The 16,255-nt window shown below is 61.6% G+C and carries 16 protein-coding genes and 1 pseudogene; 9 read left to right on the top strand and 8 right to left on the bottom strand.

Features of this window, described 5'->3' with window-relative positions; genetic code table 11:
- The first annotated feature begins 29 nt into the window (after positions 1–29).
- On the top strand, positions 30–926 hold the full coding sequence (locus BS629_RS03105; protein WP_018244949.1) for a LysR family transcriptional regulator: 897 nt from the start codon (positions 30–32) through the stop codon (positions 924–926).
- 13 nt (positions 927–939) lie between these two features.
- On the opposite strand, the pseudogene BS629_RS03100 reads toward BS629_RS03105, so the two are convergent.
- Positions 940–1,789: pseudogene (locus BS629_RS03100) on the bottom strand (LysR family transcriptional regulator).
- Between the two features lie 138 nt (positions 1,790–1,927).
- On the opposite strand from BS629_RS03100, the gene BS629_RS03095 reads away from it, so the two are divergent.
- On the top strand, positions 1,928–2,923 hold the full coding sequence (locus BS629_RS03095) for a zinc-dependent alcohol dehydrogenase family protein (RefSeq protein WP_018244948.1): 996 nt from the start codon (positions 1,928–1,930) through the stop codon (positions 2,921–2,923).
- A 19-nt stretch (positions 2,924–2,942) separates the two neighbouring features.
- Here the strand turns inward: BS629_RS03095 and BS629_RS03090 are convergent, their stop codons facing one another.
- Together BS629_RS03090 and BS629_RS03085 are read right to left on the bottom strand one after the other, a co-directional pair.
- The gene (locus BS629_RS03090; RefSeq protein ID WP_026188631.1) at positions 2,943–4,100 is read right to left on the bottom strand and encodes an adenosylhomocysteinase; all 1,158 of its coding nucleotides are present in this window, start codon (positions 4,098–4,100) and stop codon (positions 2,943–2,945) included.
- Between the two features lie 155 nt (positions 4,101–4,255).
- The gene (locus BS629_RS03085; RefSeq protein ID WP_018244946.1) at positions 4,256–5,167 is read right to left on the bottom strand and encodes a LysR substrate-binding domain-containing protein; all 912 of its coding nucleotides are present in this window, start codon (positions 5,165–5,167) and stop codon (positions 4,256–4,258) included.
- A 234-nt stretch (positions 5,168–5,401) separates the two neighbouring features.
- Here BS629_RS03085 and BS629_RS03080 point away from each other — a divergent pair, with 234 nt between their 5' ends.
- From BS629_RS03080 to BS629_RS03060, 5 genes are all read left to right on the top strand, one after another.
- Positions 5,402–5,914, top strand: a complete 513-nt coding sequence (locus tag BS629_RS03080) for an NUDIX hydrolase (RefSeq protein ID WP_018244945.1) — start codon at positions 5,402–5,404, stop codon at positions 5,912–5,914.
- A gap of 62 nt (positions 5,915–5,976) precedes the next feature.
- Complete coding sequence (locus tag BS629_RS03075) at positions 5,977–7,473, top strand: inorganic phosphate transporter (RefSeq protein ID WP_018244944.1); 1,497 nt, start codon at positions 5,977–5,979, stop codon at positions 7,471–7,473.
- 16 nt (positions 7,474–7,489) lie between these two features.
- The gene (locus BS629_RS03070; RefSeq protein WP_018244943.1) at positions 7,490–8,227 is read left to right on the top strand and encodes a 16S rRNA (uracil(1498)-N(3))-methyltransferase; all 738 of its coding nucleotides are present in this window, start codon (positions 7,490–7,492) and stop codon (positions 8,225–8,227) included.
- A 147-nt stretch (positions 8,228–8,374) separates the two neighbouring features.
- A complete protein-coding gene (locus tag BS629_RS03065) occupies positions 8,375–9,748 on the top strand; it encodes a glutamate--cysteine ligase (RefSeq protein WP_018244942.1) in 1,374 nt (457 codons plus the stop codon).
- A gap of 242 nt (positions 9,749–9,990) precedes the next feature.
- A complete protein-coding gene (locus BS629_RS03060; protein ID WP_077987937.1) occupies positions 9,991–10,857 on the top strand; it encodes a DUF937 domain-containing protein in 867 nt (288 codons plus the stop codon).
- 195 nt (positions 10,858–11,052) lie between these two features.
- Here BS629_RS03060 and BS629_RS03055 read toward each other — a convergent pair whose 3' ends face one another.
- The gene (locus BS629_RS03055) at positions 11,053–11,352 is read right to left on the bottom strand and encodes a YjiS-like domain-containing protein (protein WP_018244940.1); all 300 of its coding nucleotides are present in this window, start codon (positions 11,350–11,352) and stop codon (positions 11,053–11,055) included.
- Between the two features lie 214 nt (positions 11,353–11,566).
- Between BS629_RS03055 and BS629_RS03050 the strand changes: the two genes are divergently transcribed.
- Positions 11,567–12,523, top strand: coding sequence for a LysR substrate-binding domain-containing protein (locus BS629_RS03050; RefSeq protein WP_032981583.1), 957 nt, complete (start codon positions 11,567–11,569; stop codon positions 12,521–12,523).
- 6 nt (positions 12,524–12,529) lie between these two features.
- Here the strand turns inward: BS629_RS03050 and BS629_RS03045 are convergent, their stop codons facing one another.
- The 3 genes from BS629_RS03045 to BS629_RS03035 all read right to left on the bottom strand — a co-directional run bounded on the left by BS629_RS03045 (position 12,530) and on the right by BS629_RS03035 (position 14,681).
- Positions 12,530–13,171, bottom strand: coding sequence for a TetR/AcrR family transcriptional regulator (locus BS629_RS03045; protein ID WP_032981582.1), 642 nt, complete (start codon positions 13,169–13,171; stop codon positions 12,530–12,532).
- A gap of 224 nt (positions 13,172–13,395) precedes the next feature.
- The gene (locus tag BS629_RS03040; protein WP_018244937.1) at positions 13,396–13,812 is read right to left on the bottom strand and encodes an MAPEG family protein; all 417 of its coding nucleotides are present in this window, start codon (positions 13,810–13,812) and stop codon (positions 13,396–13,398) included.
- Positions 13,813–13,925: 113 nt separating this feature from the next.
- Positions 13,926–14,681: an SDR family oxidoreductase gene (locus BS629_RS03035; protein ID WP_018244936.1), complete on the bottom strand. Its 756-nt coding sequence runs from the start codon at positions 14,679–14,681 to the stop codon at positions 13,926–13,928.
- A 92-nt stretch (positions 14,682–14,773) separates the two neighbouring features.
- Between BS629_RS03035 and BS629_RS03030 the strand changes: the two genes are divergently transcribed.
- On the top strand, positions 14,774–15,691 hold the full coding sequence (locus BS629_RS03030) for a LysR family transcriptional regulator (RefSeq protein WP_018244935.1): 918 nt from the start codon (positions 14,774–14,776) through the stop codon (positions 15,689–15,691).
- Positions 15,692–15,698: 7 nt separating this feature from the next.
- Here the strand turns inward: BS629_RS03030 and BS629_RS03025 are convergent, their stop codons facing one another.
- A complete protein-coding gene (locus BS629_RS03025) occupies positions 15,699–16,253 on the bottom strand; it encodes a hypothetical protein (protein WP_018244934.1) in 555 nt (184 codons plus the stop codon).
- Positions 16,254–16,255: the final 2 nt, after the last annotated feature.

Below are 16,255 nucleotides of genomic sequence, written 5' to 3'. Positions count from 1 at the left end.
GCCAAAAGGGGAAAAAGTCACAAAACCTTATGACCAATCTGGGTGATCTCGAAATCTTTGCCAAGGTCGTTTCGACAGGCAGCATGTCGCTCGCCGGGCGTGCGCTCGGCTTTTCCCCAGCCGTCGTCTCCAAACGGATCAAGCGGCTGGAAGACCGGCTGGGTACCCGGCTTTTACAGCGCACGACGCGGCAGATCTCGCTGACGGAAGCCGGACAGGGCTTCTACGACCGCGTTCTCGGCATTCTCGCCGGGCTGGAGGAGGCAGAATTTTATATCTCAGGCCGCTCGGCGCAGATGCACGGCACGCTGAAGATCTCGGCCCCGACCTCCTTCGGGCGCATGCATATCGCGCCGCATCTGAAAGATTTCATGGAGGCGCATCCGGAGCTTGCGATCAACCTGGTGCTGACCGACGAATTCAGCGACATCGTCGGCGGCGGCTTCGATCTGGCGATCCGCATCGCCGAACTTACCGATTCGAGCCTCGTTGCCCGCCGTCTGGCGCCGGTACGCCGGCTGCTCTGCGCTTCACCGGACTACCTTGCAGCGCATGGCGAGCCGAAGCATATCGAAGAGCTGAAACACCACCGCTGCCTACCGGCCCACAATAACGACACCTGGCGGCTGAACGGGCCGGACGGGGCGCTGAGTCTCAGGCCGGAAGGCATGCTGATCACCAATTCCAGCGAGGTGATCCGCGAGGCTGTCATCGCCGGCCTCGGGATCGCGTTGCGCTCCACCTGGGATATCGGCGAAGAGCTCAAGGCAGGCCGGCTGGTGCAGGTGCTGCCGGCCTATGAGGGCTCGCACAATGTCGCGCTGTCGGCCGTCTATCCCAGCCGGCAGTTCCTGCCGGCCAAGGTGCGGCTGTTCATCGACTATCTGGCAGAGCTTTACGGTCCCGTCCCCTATTGGGAGCGCTGATGGCAGCGCCGGTTCAGCGCGCCAATCTCTCGATGACGAGATCCAGCAGGGCGCGCAGCCGCGCCAGGCGCTTCATGTCGCGGTGATAGCCGACCCAGGTGTCGCGGCCCGGCGTCGGTTCACCGAGATCGACCAGTTCGATGGCGGCATGCGAATCGCCAAGCGGCCGCGGCAGGACGGCGAGCCCGGCTCCATTGGCACAGAGCGCCGCCTGCACGTCGCGGCTGTTGCTGCGCATGACGATGTCGGCCCGCGGCAACAGGCGTTGCAGCCAGCCGACATCCGGCATGTCGCCAAAAGCCTCGTCCATGGTGATGAGGCGGGCGCCCGTGCCGTCGCCGGCTTCGGGGTGCTGCGCGCCGCGTCTGATGTAAAGGCCGTATTCGATATGGATGAGCTTGCGCGATATGATCTCCGCTTCCGTGAAAGGTCGGATGCGGAAGACGAGGTCGGCTTCGCGTCGCGACAGGTTGAGAAGCCGGCTGTCGGTCAGCAATTCGATCTCTACCTTCGGATGGACTTGTGAGAATTCCGCCAGCACCGGCGAAAGCACATGCGCGCCGAACCAGTCGGATGAGGATAGCCTGAGAAATCCATCGAGCTGACGGCTGCCGCCGGCAAGGACGCGCTCCATGGCGAGCGCCTCCTCCTCGATGCGTTCAGCGCCGGCGAACACCGCTGTGCCTTCGTCGGTCAGCACGAAGCCATCGGCCGTGCGCTGAAAAAGCGTCTGGCCGAGAGAGGCTTCAAGGACACGCAGCCGCCTGCCCAGTCGGCTGCGTCAGCCCGAGGCTGCGGGCTGCTGCCCCCAGCGTGCCGAACCGGGCGATGGCCAGAAACAGCTTGAGGTCGCTCCATTCCATCGCTCGCATCCGTCAAACAAAAATGCATGGGCTTCAGTCGTTATCTTTCATTTTCATTCGCGTTTCAATGAACCATCTTTCTTCCACGCCAATTGCGGTGCCCCTGCAGACGCCGCACCGCGAACGAAGGAGAGTTCCATGCCTGTAGAATCAACGATGAAAGCGCTCCTGGCGCAAATGCCGAATTCGCCATTGCGCATCGCCGATATTGCAAAGCCGGTGCCCGGCGAAGGCCAGGTTCTGGTGCGCATTAAGGCAAGCGGCGTCAATCCGCTCGATCTCAAGATCCGGGCCGGCAACGCGGCCCATGCCCGCCATCCGCTTCCCGCCATTGTCGGCATCGATATGGCCGGTGTCGTCGAAGAGATCGGAACTGGCGTCAGCGGTTTCCGCCGCAGCGACTCGGTCTACGGCATGACCGGCGGGGTCGGCGGCATTCAGGGATCGCTTGCCGAATTTGCAGCTGTCGACGCCGGTCTGCTGGCGCTGAAGCCGCAAAACCTGTCGATGCGCGAGGCAGCCGCCCTGCCGCTGATCTCAATTACCGCCTGGGAAGGGTTGGTCGACCGCGCCGGGGTCAAGGCCGGCCAGAAGGTTCTTGTGATTGGCGGCGGCGGTGTCGGCCATATCGTCGCACAGATCGCCAAGGCTGCCGGAGCCGCGGTCTATGTGGTCGACGGCGCTTCGAAAACGGATTATCTCACCGGCCTTGGCGCAACGCCGATCGATCGTGACGCGGAAACGGTTGAAACCTATGTCGCAAGACACACCGGCGGCAAGGGTTTCGATCTGGTCTACGATACGGTCGGCGGCCAGGGGCTCGATACGGCATTCCGAGCCGTCAGCCAGTTTGGCCACGTTGTGAGCTGCCTTGGCTGGGGAAGCCATGCGCTGGCGCCGCTGTCCTTCAAGGCCGCCACCTATTCCGGCGTCTTCACGCTGCTGCCGCTTCTGACCGGCGAAGGACGCGCCCATCATGGTGAGATCATGCGGGAGATGACGAAGCTCGTCGAAGCCCGCAAGGTGATGCCGAAGCTCGACCCGCGCCGCTTCACCCTTGCCGATACAGATGAGGCACATCGGCTGATCGAAGACCGGCAGGCAGACGGGAAGCTCGTCGTCGAGATCGACTGATCTCAATCCGTCGGCAGAATTAGCGCGCCAGATCGAGATAGGCGTTTGCTACCAACGCATCAATATCGGCGGGCACAGGCACGAGGCAGGATTGGGGACCGGCTTCGCCCCTGGCGATACGTTCCAGACAGCGGGCCTGAAGGGTGAAGCCGAGATCCATCGACTCGACCGTATTGCCGAGCGGCCGAGGACCGGCGAGATTGGTCATGTGACCGCCGCCCAGCACATGGAAGGAGCGGCCGTCGCTCAGATGGAAGGTCTCGATATGATCGGCCTCGTAGCGGTCGGTGCCGGTGACATCGGGATGGCGACGGAAGGCTTCGACATCGATCTCATGCGGGAAATGGCCGCCATTCATCAGGATCGCGCCGTCCTTGACGAGCGGCAGGTCGGCTGCCGTCACGATGCCGGCAAAACCTGTGACGGTGACGATGATATCGGCCGAGCGGATCGCTGCATTGCGCAGCGGCGTGACGAAACCATCGAGATGGGCTTCGAGCGTCGTCACCGGATTGATATCGACGACACTGACGGTTGAAAAGGCATTGCGGAAACAGGTGGCCGTGCCCTTGCCGCAAGCACCGTAGCCGAACACCGTCACGCGTTTGCCGTTGGTGGAGCGGTTGGTGAAGCGCAGATAGCTTTCGAACAGGCTCTGGCCGACGGCATGCCTGTTTTCGGCGAATTGTTTGATCGGGCTGTCGTTGATGACGAGGATCGGCATGTTCAGCCGCGCGCGCAGCGGCAGCAGGCGCGTACGGCCCGAGGTGGTCTCCTCGGTGCCGCCGCGGAGATTGGCGTAGAGTTTTTCCGCCGCGATGGCGAAGAGATCACCGCCATTGTCGAGCAGCAGATCCGGCTTTTCGGCAATGACCGCTTCGAGGTTCTGATGGTGAGCGGCCGGATCCGTCGTCTGCGTCGCGAAAACCGTGATGCCCTGCGAGCGCAGGAACTCGACTGTCGAAGGCTGGGTGCTGTTGAGATTGCCGGTGCAGACAAGACGCGCGCCGCCGGCGCGAAGCGTCGTCAACAGCGCCACCGTCTTCGGCTCCAGATGAATGCCGGTGCCGATCGACAGGCCCTCGAAAGGACGCGTCCGCTCGAATTCGGCGGCCGTCGCCTTGAGCAGCCTGCAGCTGTTGCCGATCCAGTCGATGCGGGTTGCGCTCTTTTCAATCATCTCTCTTCCCAATTCCGTGTTCGTGCGGTTTCTGGGGTTTGCGCAATTCCGGACGCAAAACCGCTGCACACTTTTGCTGGAATTGCTTTAGCGGAGCGACGAGGCGGCCGATATGGAAGTAATTCTGGCGAAGGGGCAGAAAATCTGCTCTTTCAGGCCGGTGTCCCGCAGCGAAGCAGCCAACCGGACAGGGCCGCGAAGGCTGGCCGTTTCGCATCCGGCATGCGGCAGCAGAAGCTGTAACCCGATGGCCGGGAAATGAAGCCGTAGGGCGCGACCAGATGCCCGCGCTTGAGATCGTCCTCGATCGAGGCACGCGGGGCAAGTGCGATGCCAAGCCCGGAGCGGGCGGCAGCCAGGGCCAGCAGCAGATCCTCGAATTCTTGGGCGCGGGAAAAGACGACCGGCGGCGTGCCGCTTTCGGCAAACCATTCGTCCCAGAGCTTCGGAACGCTGCGGCTGGCGAGCATCGTCAGCGCGCCCATCGCCACCGGGTCGCGCGATAGTGTCGCGGCAAGCGAAGGCGTGGCGACCGGGCCGAACTCGTCCTCCATGAATCGCAGGGCGGTGATGCCCGCGGCCGGACGATATTCACCGCCCATGATCACAGCGTCCAATTCTGGGTGCATCTGCAACGGTTCGACGATGGTCATCGGCACGATGTCGACCGCCGCGTCGCCGAGACTTGCCTGCATCGCTGCGACACGCGGCATCAGCCACCAGACTGCGAAGGCGGAGGGCACGCCGAGACGGATGCGGTTCGCCGCGGTCCCTTCGAGCTCAAAAGCAGCACGCTGCAGGATGTCGAAAGCCGCAGCCGAAGCTTCGGCAAAAGCCCGAGCCTGCAGGGTCGGGACGAGCCTGCGGCCGTCACGTGTGAAGAGCTTGCGGCCGAAGTGGTTCTCCAGCGTGGCGATCTGCTGGCGTACGGCGCCGCGCACCACATTCAGCTCTTCGGCAGCCTTCAGAATACTGCCATGACGGCAGACGGCCTCGAAGGCGCGGATGGCATTGAGCGATGGAAGACGCATGAGGACGACATTCACCAGATCATAGTGGATCACTAAATCTCGCCATTGAACGAAAGGCAAGATCACGCCATATTGTACAGCTGTGCAATGTGACGCATTCGAGACAGGGTGTGACGGATTTTCCGAACCTGTCCCACCTCGATTTCCCCTATGAACGGCGATCAAATCGCGTTTCGAGTCGTGCTGCGCCTTTTTGAATTGCGTAAGCTTTCCGTGATATACGTATATGAGTGATTCCTAACGACGACTGTGAAGGTGACCCGACCATTGACTCTTTTCGCCCGACTGGCTTCCGATGTGCAACTGATGTTCCGGCGCCCGCCGCGACAGCAATATGGTGCGCTCTGCTACCGGGTAAAGAAGAAGAGCGGCGAGGTCGAGGTGCTGTTGATGACGAGCCGCGACACCGGCCGCTGGGTCATTCCCAAGGGCTGGCCGATGACGCGCAAATGCGCCCATGAGGTCGCGATGCAGGAGGCCTTCGAGGAAGCCGGCGTCCGCGGCGTGGTCGAAACGGAAACGCTTGGCGCCTACAGTTATTCGAAGGTGCTGCGCGACGGGGTACAGGTGATCTGCAAGGTGCAGGTCTATGCGCTCGAAGTCACCGACATGGCAAAGAACTTCAAGGAAAAAGGCGAGCGCCGCATTGAATGGGTCTCGTTCGACGAGGCGGCCGGGCGTGTGCGTGAACCGGAGCTCCGGCACCTCTTGCTCGCCTTCAAGCGGACGATGACCGACCGGCTTTCGGCCGGAGCGGCAAAGCAAATTCCGGCGGAATGAATCCTGCCATCTTGCACTGCTAGGAAAGCAGGGTAGAAGCAGAGTCATCCTCAGGAAAAAGAATGCCGCCACGTCCCGCAGTCCTCACGAAACGTACGCTCGACAAGGACCTCGACAAGATCACCCATGCCGAGGACGTGGCGAAGCATGTTTTGCGACGGCTGGTGGCGCCTGGCCTCGGATTGATTTTCGTCGGTCTCGCCATGCTCTTTGCTGGCGTCTATGTGTTCGACCGGCCGGGAGCGATGCTCGTCGTGGCAGCGGCGGCCCTTGCCGGCTACATGGCGATGAACATCGGCGCCAATGACGTGACCAACAACGTTGGTGCCGCCGTCGGCGCGCGTGCCATGACGATGGGCCAGGCACTGGTCATCGCTGCGATTTTCGAAGTTCTTGGCGCCACGGTCGCCGGCGGCGAGGTCGTCAAGACGATTTCCGCAAACATCGTCGACGCCGTCCAGGTGTCGCCGGTGCTGCTTGGCTGGATCATGATGGCGGCGCTGATGGCGGCGGCCCTCTGGATCAACCTCGCAACCTGGATGAATGCGCCGGTTTCCACTACCCATGCGATCGTCGGCGCGGTGATCGGGGCCGGCATCTCAGCGGTCGGGCCGGAGCCGGTGAACTGGCAGGTGATGCTGGAAATCACCTCGAGCTGGATCACCTCGCCGCTGATCGGCGGGCTGATTGCAGCCGGGCTGCTTTATCTCGTCAAGACCCTCATTATCTATCGCGATGACAAGGTCGCGGCGGCGCAACGCTGGGTGCCGGTGCTGGTCGCGGTGATGGCCGGCGGCTTCATGGCCTACATGGTGCTGCAGCTGTCGCCCCCGGGCAGGTTCCCGCCGCTGACCGTCCTCTTCATCGGGATCGGCATCGGGCTGGTAAGCTGGCTTGCCGCCCGACCACTCGTTCTCGCCCAAGCGCGGGCTCTCGAAAACCGCAATAGCTCGTTGCGGACGCTGTTTCGGCTGCCGCTCATCGGCTCTGCGGCGCTGCTGTCCTTCGCGCATGGCGCAAACGACGTTTCGAACGCGGTCGGGCCGCTGTCGGCGATCGTCCATTCGGTCGGCATTGGCGGCGGCGGCATCGGGCATCCGCCGCTCTGGGTGATGCTGATCGGCGCCTTCGGCATCTCCGTCGGCCTGCTGCTCTTCGGGCCTCGCCTCATCCGCCTGGTCGGCGAGGAGATCACGAAGCTCAATCCGATGCGGGCCTATTGTGTCGCGCTGTCGACCGCCTTTACCGTCATCGTCGCCTCCTGGCTCGGCCTGCCGGTCAGCACCACACATATCGCCGTCGGCTCGGTCTTCGGCGTCGGGTTCTTTCGCGAATGGTACACCCGCCATTCGAAGCGCCGCATTGCCTATATCAGGCGCAAGGCCGAGAGCTTTGATATCGACGAGCCGGAGGAGCCTAATATCCACGAGACGCGACGGCGCTATCTCGTGCGCCGCTCGCATTTCATGACGATCGTCGCCGCCTGGATCGTTACAGTGCCGGTTTCGGCAGCGCTTGCGGCAATGATTTATTGGGTTATGTTCGCGCTCTTCGTCTGAGGTCTCGAGTTTTCGAATGCGCGCCAATTTCCGTATGCAACGGCTTTTCGTCGAGGCGCCGCTTTCCAGCGGTGCCATCGTGGAGGCAAATGCCGATCAGTTCAACTATCTCGCCAATGTGCTGAGGATGGAGGAAGGTGGGGCGATCCTGCTCTTCAACGGCCGTGACGGCGAGTGGAAGGCTAGCCTCTCCTTCCCCACGCGCAAACGCATTCAGCTGACGGCCACCGAAGAGACGCGGCCGCAGCCGCAGCCTTGCGACCTGCATTATCTCTTTGCGCCGCTCAAGGTCGGCCGCATGGATTACCTCGTGCAGAAGGCGGTCGAAATGGGGGCGGGCCTGCTCCAGCCGGTCATGACCCAGCACGTCCAGGGCAAGATCACCAGTCTCGACAAGCTGCGCGCCAATGTCGTCGAAGCGGCTGAGCAATGCGGCATTCTCGGCATTCCCGATGTGGCCGAGCCGGTGAGACTTCTCGACCTGCTCGCCCGCTGGCCAAGCGAGCGCCGCATCATCTATTGCGACGAGGGCGATGCCGGGCAGAACCCGCTGCCAGTGCTGTCAGCGATCAGGGAAAGACATCTCGCTCTGCTCGTCGGGCCGGAAGGCGGCTTTTCGGAAGAGGAACGGGCGCGGCTTCGAAGCCTCGATTTCGTCACCGCCATTCCGCTCGGACCGCGCATCCTGCGGGCCGATACGGCGGCCGTTGCGGCCTTGGCGGTGGTCCAGGCGGCGATCGGCGACTGGAACTAAGGTCGAAAACGGGTTGACATGGAAATCGCTGTTATTTTTTTGATGCGTCGTTGAAACAATTTCACTTGCAACATGGGTGGCTTGGGTCCTAATCACCCTTCCAACTGCCCGGCCCCCTGGGCGCCTTTTTGAATACAGGTATCCCGCATGGCCCGCGACACTACCGACCAGACACCGCTCTCTTCGGTCCAGGATTTGACCGATTATATCGCCGCGGGCAACAAGCCGCGGGAGCGCTTCCGGATCGGCACCGAACACGAGAAATTCGCCTTCTTCCGCGCCGACAACAGCCCGGTTCCCTATTTCGGCGATGCCAGCATTTCGGCCCTTTTGAGCGGCCTGCAGAAAAAAAGCGGCTGGGAGCCGATCACCGACGGCGGCAACATCATCGGCCTTGCCGAGCAGCACGGCATGGGCGCGATCTCGATCGAGCCTGGCGGCCAGTTCGAACTCTCCGGCGCACCGCTGGAGACGATCCACGAGACCTGCAAGGAATCGAACCAGCATCTGGCGACGCTGCGCGAAATCGCCGAGCCGATGGGTATCCGCTTCCTCGGCATCGGCGGCAGTCCGAAATGGACCTATGCGGAAACCCCGCAGATGCCGAAATCACGCTACGAGATCATGACCCGCTATATGCCGAAGGTCGGCACCCAGGGTCTCGACATGATGTACCGCACCTGCACGATCCAGGTGAACCTCGACTTCTCCTCGGAAGCCGACATGCGCCAGAAAATGCGCGTCTCGATGAAGCTGCAGTCGCTGGCGACCGCTCTGTTTGCGTCCTCGCCCTTCACCGAGGGCAAGCCGAACGGGCTGCTCTCCTGGCGCGGCGATATCTGGCGCGACGTCGACAACCGGCGCGCCGGCCTTCTCGACTTCACCTTCCGCGACGACTTCGGCTTCCGCGACTATGCCGAATGGGCGCTCGACGCGCCGATGTATTTCATCGTCCGCGACGGCCACTATCACGACTGTACCCATGTCACCTTCCGCCAGTTCATGAACGGCGCATTGAAGGGTGAGGTTGCCGATCCGGCGCCGACGATGGGTGACTGGACGAACCATCTTTCGACACTTTTCCCCGACGTGCGGCTGAAGCGTTTCCTCGAAATGCGCGGCGCCGACGGCGGCCCGTGGCGACGCATCTGTGCGCTGCCGGCCTTCTGGGTCGGCCTGCTATACGACGATGCGGCACTCGAGGCCGCCGACGAGCTGACGAAGGATTGGAGCTTTGCTGAGATCGGCGCCCTGCGCAATGCCGTTCCTGCCGAAGGGCTGAAGGCACAATTTCGCGGACATCCGCTCTTCGACATGGCGCGCGAGGTGGTCGGCATATCAAGGGCCGGTCTCAAGGCGCGCGGCAAGCTCAACCGGGAAGGCCAGGACGAGAGCATCTTCCTGGCGCCGCTCGACGAGGTGCTCGCCAAGAAGGCGACGCTCGCCGAGGATCTGCTTTCGCTCTATCATGGCCGCTGGCACGGTTCCGTGGAGCCGGTCTTCGAGGACTATCAGTACTGAGGCCGACCCAAAGCGGTTGCGGCTTTGCCGGAATTGCTCTGACAGCCCCTATTTTCGACTGTCTCCGAGCGGCGGAAATGAAGGCCGGCAACGTGGTGCTCCACCGACCGGCGGCTGGAGCCTTGGTCGCATGCTCTCGATAAATTCCTCCCTAAGTTCTTATGGCAAAAAGCAGTTTGCGCATTGCCATTTCCGGTTATAGTGGCGTTACAACGCGTCACGACCCGGGGAAAGGAACTTCCATGCTGCCACTCTTCGACATGATGATGCAGGCGCAGAACGGCGCGGCGATGGAGGCGATCGCCCGGCAGTTCAACCTCGCGCAGGAACAGGCGACGAAGGCGATGGCGGCGCTGATGCCGGCCTTTTCCGCCGGGCTGAAACGCAGCACCAGCAATCCCTATGATTTCGTCGGACTGATGCAGGCGGTCTCCTCCGGCAATTACGCGCGATATTTCGAGGATATGAGCCGGGCTTTCACGCCGGAGGGTATTTCCGACGGCAACAACATCCTTGCCCAACTCTTCGGCTCGAAGGAGGTTTCGCGCGCGGTCGCCGCCCAGGCCGCACAGATGACCGGCATCGGCCAGGATATCTACAAACGCATGCTGCCAGTGCTGGCCGATACGTTGATGGGCGGGCTCTTCAAGCAGACGACCGGCCAGATGGCCTCGCCGGTCAACCCCTTCGTCAACACCGCGATGAACGAGACCATCCAGAAATGGCTGGAAAGCACCGGCTCTGCGCCGAAGCCGAAGACGGCCCCAGAGCCCGGCATCTTCGACAATCCCTTCACGCAGGCGATGCAGTTGATGTTTTCGGTGCCGAAGCCGGAAGCGACATCTCAGCCGAACCCCTTCCTCGACAATCCCTTCGCCAAGGCCTTCCAGGAGATGATGGGCGGGCTTGGCCAGCAGCCGGCGGCCCAGACTAAGACCAAGGCACCGGAGGCGCCGAAGGAAGAGGCGAAGGTCAATACCGACAGCTACACCGAAATGCTGAACGCCATGTTCGACAGCGGGCTGGAGGTGCAGAAGAACTATCAGAGGAACCTGGAAGCGATCTTCGAAACCTATCGGCCGAAGTCCTCCTCTGAGACCAGCGAATAACCCCGAAAGTCGGAATCGATTTTCGGAAAGGAATTCGCGCAAATCCATAATATTGCAGCGTCCTTTGCGCGTCTGGAAAGATGCACAAAGGACGCAACAGGGCATAAAAAAACCCGGAGATGGCTTGGGAAAGCCGATCACCGGGTCAAGCGGCAGGGCTAATTGGCTATCACCCTGCGGGGAAACTCGTCGCTCCTACTCTTCGTGGGAGCGAAAGAGCGACAGGCGCCAGCGATTGCGCGCTGAGCGCGTCAGATGTTCCGACGGGTCCTCGAAGAAGGTCGACGCCAGGAACGCAGAGGTCAGGTCAGTCCGGGTGAGACCGATATCCCTCAGCTGAGTGTCGTTCAGATCGTTTAGACCGTTTATCTCCATGCGATTGCGGAACACGCGAAAGAAGGAGGTCAACGGTGTGAGGCCTGCTGCCAGACGCTGGGAAAACGTCGGGGTGAGCTTGCCGCAGTCGAGTTCTATTGTTCTGTCTGTCATCCGCATGGGACTCTCCTTTCTTTCGATTTTCTTTTAGGCGCGCAACAACCCACCCCTCCCGCGAGGTCGCACGGGAAGGAGCAACGCTGAATTGGGCTCGGACAGGCAGGTGTCTGTCCTTCACTTTGCTTGATTTGCATCCCGAAGATGCCAAAGACCTATTGATCAGTCCAACGAATGTTTCTAATGATTATCATCAGCTATCTTTATGGGTGACAATATGTCCGCGCCTCTTGATCTCGACCAATTGCAGACTTTCATAGCCATCGTCGATTCCGGCAGCTTCACCAAGGCCGCCGACCGGGTCTACAAGACCCAATCCGCCGTCTCCATGCAGATGCGCCGTCTCGAGGAACGCATCGGCAAGCAGCTATTCGTCAAGGACGGGCGCGGCAACCGGCTGACGGTCGAGGGCGAAAAGCTGCTCAACTATGCCCGGCGCATCATCCGCCTCAACAACGAGGCGATCGCGGCCTTCGACGACAACAGGCTGGAGGGGATGCTGCGGATCGGCACGCCGGACGACTATGCCGACCGCTACATGCCCGAAATCATCGGCCGCTTCGCCAAGACACATCCGAATGTCGAGCTCTATATCGTCTGTGAGCCCTCGGTAGATCTTGCCGAACGCATGCATAAGGGCGAGCTCGACATCGCGCTCGTCACCCACAATCCGCGCGAGCGCATGTCCGATGTGGTGAGAACCGAGCCGCTCTGCTGGGTGGGTTCGGCCAACCATCCGATCCGTGACGACGCGCCGGTGCCGCTTGCCGTCGGCCGGCGCGACTGCCAGTGGCGCCAGCTCGCCTGCTCAGCGCTCGATGCTGTGGGACGCGAGCACCAGATCCTGTTCACGAGCTGGTCCTGCACCGTCGTTGCCGCCGCCGTGCTTGCCGGCATGGCGGTTTCGGTGATGCCGGAATCGGCGCTGCGAACGGGCATGAAGGTGCTGAGCCAGGCGGACGGCTTTCCGGCGCTGCCGCCGGTGCAGATCGGCATCATGAAGCGACCTGGCGTTTCGCTCTCGCTGATGAACGCGATCACGGCGCATATCACCGCCTGCCTCGACAATATCACGCCCACTGTCGTTGACGACAGCCTCGAGGCGGACGTCAAATCTGCTCAGGCGCGTCTTTATCCGCGGCTGAAGGCGGCCAATATGGTCCCAAGCTGGTAAGAGCTCTCAGGCGGCGCGCGACACGGTCGTGGTGAAAAGGGAGGCGCGGATGACGCGCTTCCACTCATCGAGCATACGCCGCGCTAGGCCCTCCTCGCTCACCGCGGCAAGCCGGATGACGGCGCCGATCAGGTGGCTGAACAGGTAAGTGCGCGCATACATTTCTTCGTCGCAAAGGTCGGGAGCCAGCTGGCGCACGGCGTCACGGAAGATGCCGGCGACGTGACCGCTATGCTCGATATTCAGCTGTAACAGATCCTGATCGGTCTCCGTTCCCATCCAGACGCCGAGATAGACGGGATCGTTGTGGTAGGAATCGTAATACCAGTCGATGGTGGCGCAGACGACATCCAGCGCCTGATCAAGTGACTGTACGCCGGTGAACATCGCCGCCATCTTCGCCTGGATCGCCGAGGCGTGCTGGTCGAACAGGGCTTTGACGATCGCCGCCTTCTCCGGGAAATACTGGTAAACCGAACCGATCGGCACCTTGGCGGCGGCGGCGAGCTCCGTCATCCGCATGGCGCTGACGCCCTTTTCGGCGATGATCTTGGCGGCGGCGGCGAGAATGAGGTCCAGCCTCTGGATGCTGCGTTCCTGCTTCGGCTTCCTTCGCAGGCCTATCCGATCCATGCTTTCCGCGCCCATGTCGTTCCCATTCTTTTTGTTCGCGGCGGAAGGCATGTGCCAAATCACCGCGTCGGGTCGATATGACATGCAGGTCTTCATCCGCCGTAAATGGAAACGTTCGCATTTTAACGGCCGGGAAAAGCGTGTGCAATCGCGATTTCAGGCTGCGGTTTTATCGCCACACAACCAGATCCAAGCGGTCTCGTCCGCACGATCGTTGATAGGCAAACCCGCCCGCCGCCTCAGCTCATCACCATCCATGCGCCGAGCCAGACCCACATGGCGGCCAGAGCCAAATAACCGGCGGCGAAGATCGGGCTGCGATAACGCAAGTCGTTGCTGGTAACATGGATGGCGGCGTGTGCGTAGCGCAGGGCGACGAAGGCCCAGGCGAGGCCGAGGGCGACGAGATTGTCGGCCTCGGTGACATAGAGAAGAATGCAGCAGGCGTAGAACAGCACAGGCAGTTCGAACTGGTTGGCGAGGCAGTTCTTGACGACAAGGCTTTCGGCCGGCTCGTCACGATTTTCGCGATAATCCGATTTCGCGATGGTGCCGACGCGGACCATTTTTGCGCGCCGAAACCCAAGAAGCGCATAAAGACCATAGACCAGGGCCACATGGGCGAGGAGTGGCCAGAAGATTTGATAACCGGTCATGTGTGGCCGTTTCCTTTCCGCTTCCGATTTCGACGCGAGCATTAGTCGAAAGACGATCGGGATACCAGCATCGGCGGCCCGCCATCAGAAAATTGGCGGGCCACCGGATTTCATCACACCTGCGCGGCGCCGCCGTCGGCGAAGAGTTCGGTACCGGTGACGAAGCTCGAATCGTCGGAAGCGAGAAAGAGTGCGGCGGCGGCGATCTCTTCGGCGCGGCCGACGCGCCCCATTGGCACTTGCGTTGCGAGATAATCGAGCAGGCCCTGCTGTTGCACCTCATCCTTGCCGGCGAGTTCGACGAGACCGGTTGTCTTTGTCGGACCGGGGCTCAGCGTATTGATACGAATGCCGCGATCCTTGAGATCAAGGATCCAGTTGCGAGCGAAGCTTCGTAGCGCGGCCTTCGAGGCGGCGTAGACGCTGAAGGCCGGAGTGCCCGTCGAGCCCGCCGTCGATCCCGTCAAGATAACCGATGAGCCCTGACCGAGGAGCGGCAGGGCCTTTTGCACGGTGAAAAGAACACCTTTCACATTTCTGTCGAACGTGTCGTCATACTGCTCTTCGGTAATTTCGCCGAGTGGCAGCATCGAACCACCGCCGGCATTGACGAACAACACATCTATCCGGCCGGCTTCGGCTTTCACGCGGTCATAGAGCCGGTCAAGGTCCGCCAGCTTTGCCGAGTCCGCCTGGATGCCAACAACCTTACCCCCTATCTCCGCAACGGCCGCGTCGAGCACGTCCCTGCGCCGGCCGGTCACGAAAAGCTGGGCGCCTTCGGCGGCGAAACGCTTGGCAGTCGCAAGACCGATGCCCGACGTTGCGCCAGTAATCACTGCAATCTTTCCACTCAACCTCTGTGTCATTGTCGTCTCCTGTTGTTCGACCAATGCTGAGATATGGACGCGACGAACGTTTCGAAATAGAAAGAAATGAAAGCTATTATTACAGGAATGAAATGACGAAATTTCCGGATTTCGAAGGCCTCGCAATGTTCGCCAAGGTCGCCGAAGAGCGTTCTTTCGCCCGCGCCGCTAGGACGCTCGGTGTGTCGGTGCCTACCGTTTCGCGGGCTGTCAGCCGGCTGGAGGAGAGACTTGGCGCACGGCTCTTCAACCGCACCTCGCGGCAACTGGCGCTGACCGATTTCGGCTTGCGATTGGTCGACAGTGCCTCGCGGCTCTATGCGGAGGCAGAGGCTGCGGAAAATGCAGCGCGCGAGCTGTCCAGCCAACCGCGGGGGCTCATCCGGCTTGCCGTGCCGATGGCCTTCGGCACACGCTGGCTGGCGCCGATCCTGCCCGACTTTTTCGACCTCTATCCCGATATTTCTATCGACCTGCATATGAGCGACGCCACCGTCGACCTGGTGGGAGACGGTTTCGATGCTGCGCTGAGAATTGCCGTTCTGCCGGATTCCTCATTGGTCGCCCGGAGGCTGACAGCGGTCGCTCCTTTCATTCTCGCTGCACCTGCGTACCTCGATAGATACGGCACGCCGCGACATCCGCGCGAGCTTAAGGCCGACCATTGCCTAGGGTACGCCTATCGGCCGCGCCAGGACGTCTGGCGCTTTCGCAATAAGGCAGGCGAAGAGGAAGTTGTCGTGCCGGCCGGTCCGTTGCGCTCCACCAATTCGCAAGCCTTGATTCCGATGGCGTTGCACGGCCTTGGGATTGTAGAGCTGCCGGAATTCATGGCGCATGAATATCTCGCCGATGGCAGGTTGAAAGCGATCCTCGCCGACTGGACGCTGCCGAGCGGAGCACTCTATTTCGTCACGCCCTCTGCCCGGGCTCGGCCTGCGAAGGTGGAGGTGCTCTCGGATTTCATGGTGGCGCGGCTATCAAATCCGACGTGGCGGTGGACAGGCTGATAGCACCCTAGTCTTGGCGCGGCGAGAGCCAGCGGGCGATGGCGAGCCGGGCGATGAGGATGAAGCAGATGGCAAGGCTTGCGAATTTCAGCCGCGTCATCCACGGCAGCAGCTGTGTTGCAAGGCCTGAGGGCGTACCATCGCCGAAGGCGATCAGGCTCGAGATGTTCTCGCCGTAATCGGCGATGCCGTAGATGAACGGCAGCAGGTAGACCGCCTTGCCGACGAGCGGATGCGCCGATCGGCCGAACCATGCGCCGCCGGAACCGAGCTTGAGGAAGGCGAGGAACAGCAGCGCTGTTAGCAATGCCGGAAAGATCAGCTCCGGCCCGAAATACATGGCGCGCAACAACCGGGTCGCCGTCTCGTTCTCATCGAGCAGCTTCTGCATGTGGAAGACCGCCGACTCGTCGTAACCGGCGAAATAGGTATCGAGCACCGCCTGGCCGGTTTCGTGCTTGAACGGAACGACGAAGCCGAAGGTCGTCCAGGCGAGCACGGCAAGACAGAGGGCTGCGAGCAGCGCGACGATCCAGAGAGGAATCCGGCTGCCCGCCTTCATGA

It is taken from the genome of Rhizobium leguminosarum bv. viciae USDA 2370 (assembly GCF_002008365.1).
GTDB classification, from domain to species: Bacteria; Pseudomonadota; Alphaproteobacteria; order Rhizobiales; family Rhizobiaceae; genus Rhizobium; species Rhizobium leguminosarum.
Note: the sequence above shows the minus strand (reverse complement) of the source record. Positions and strands in the feature narration are given on the sequence as shown.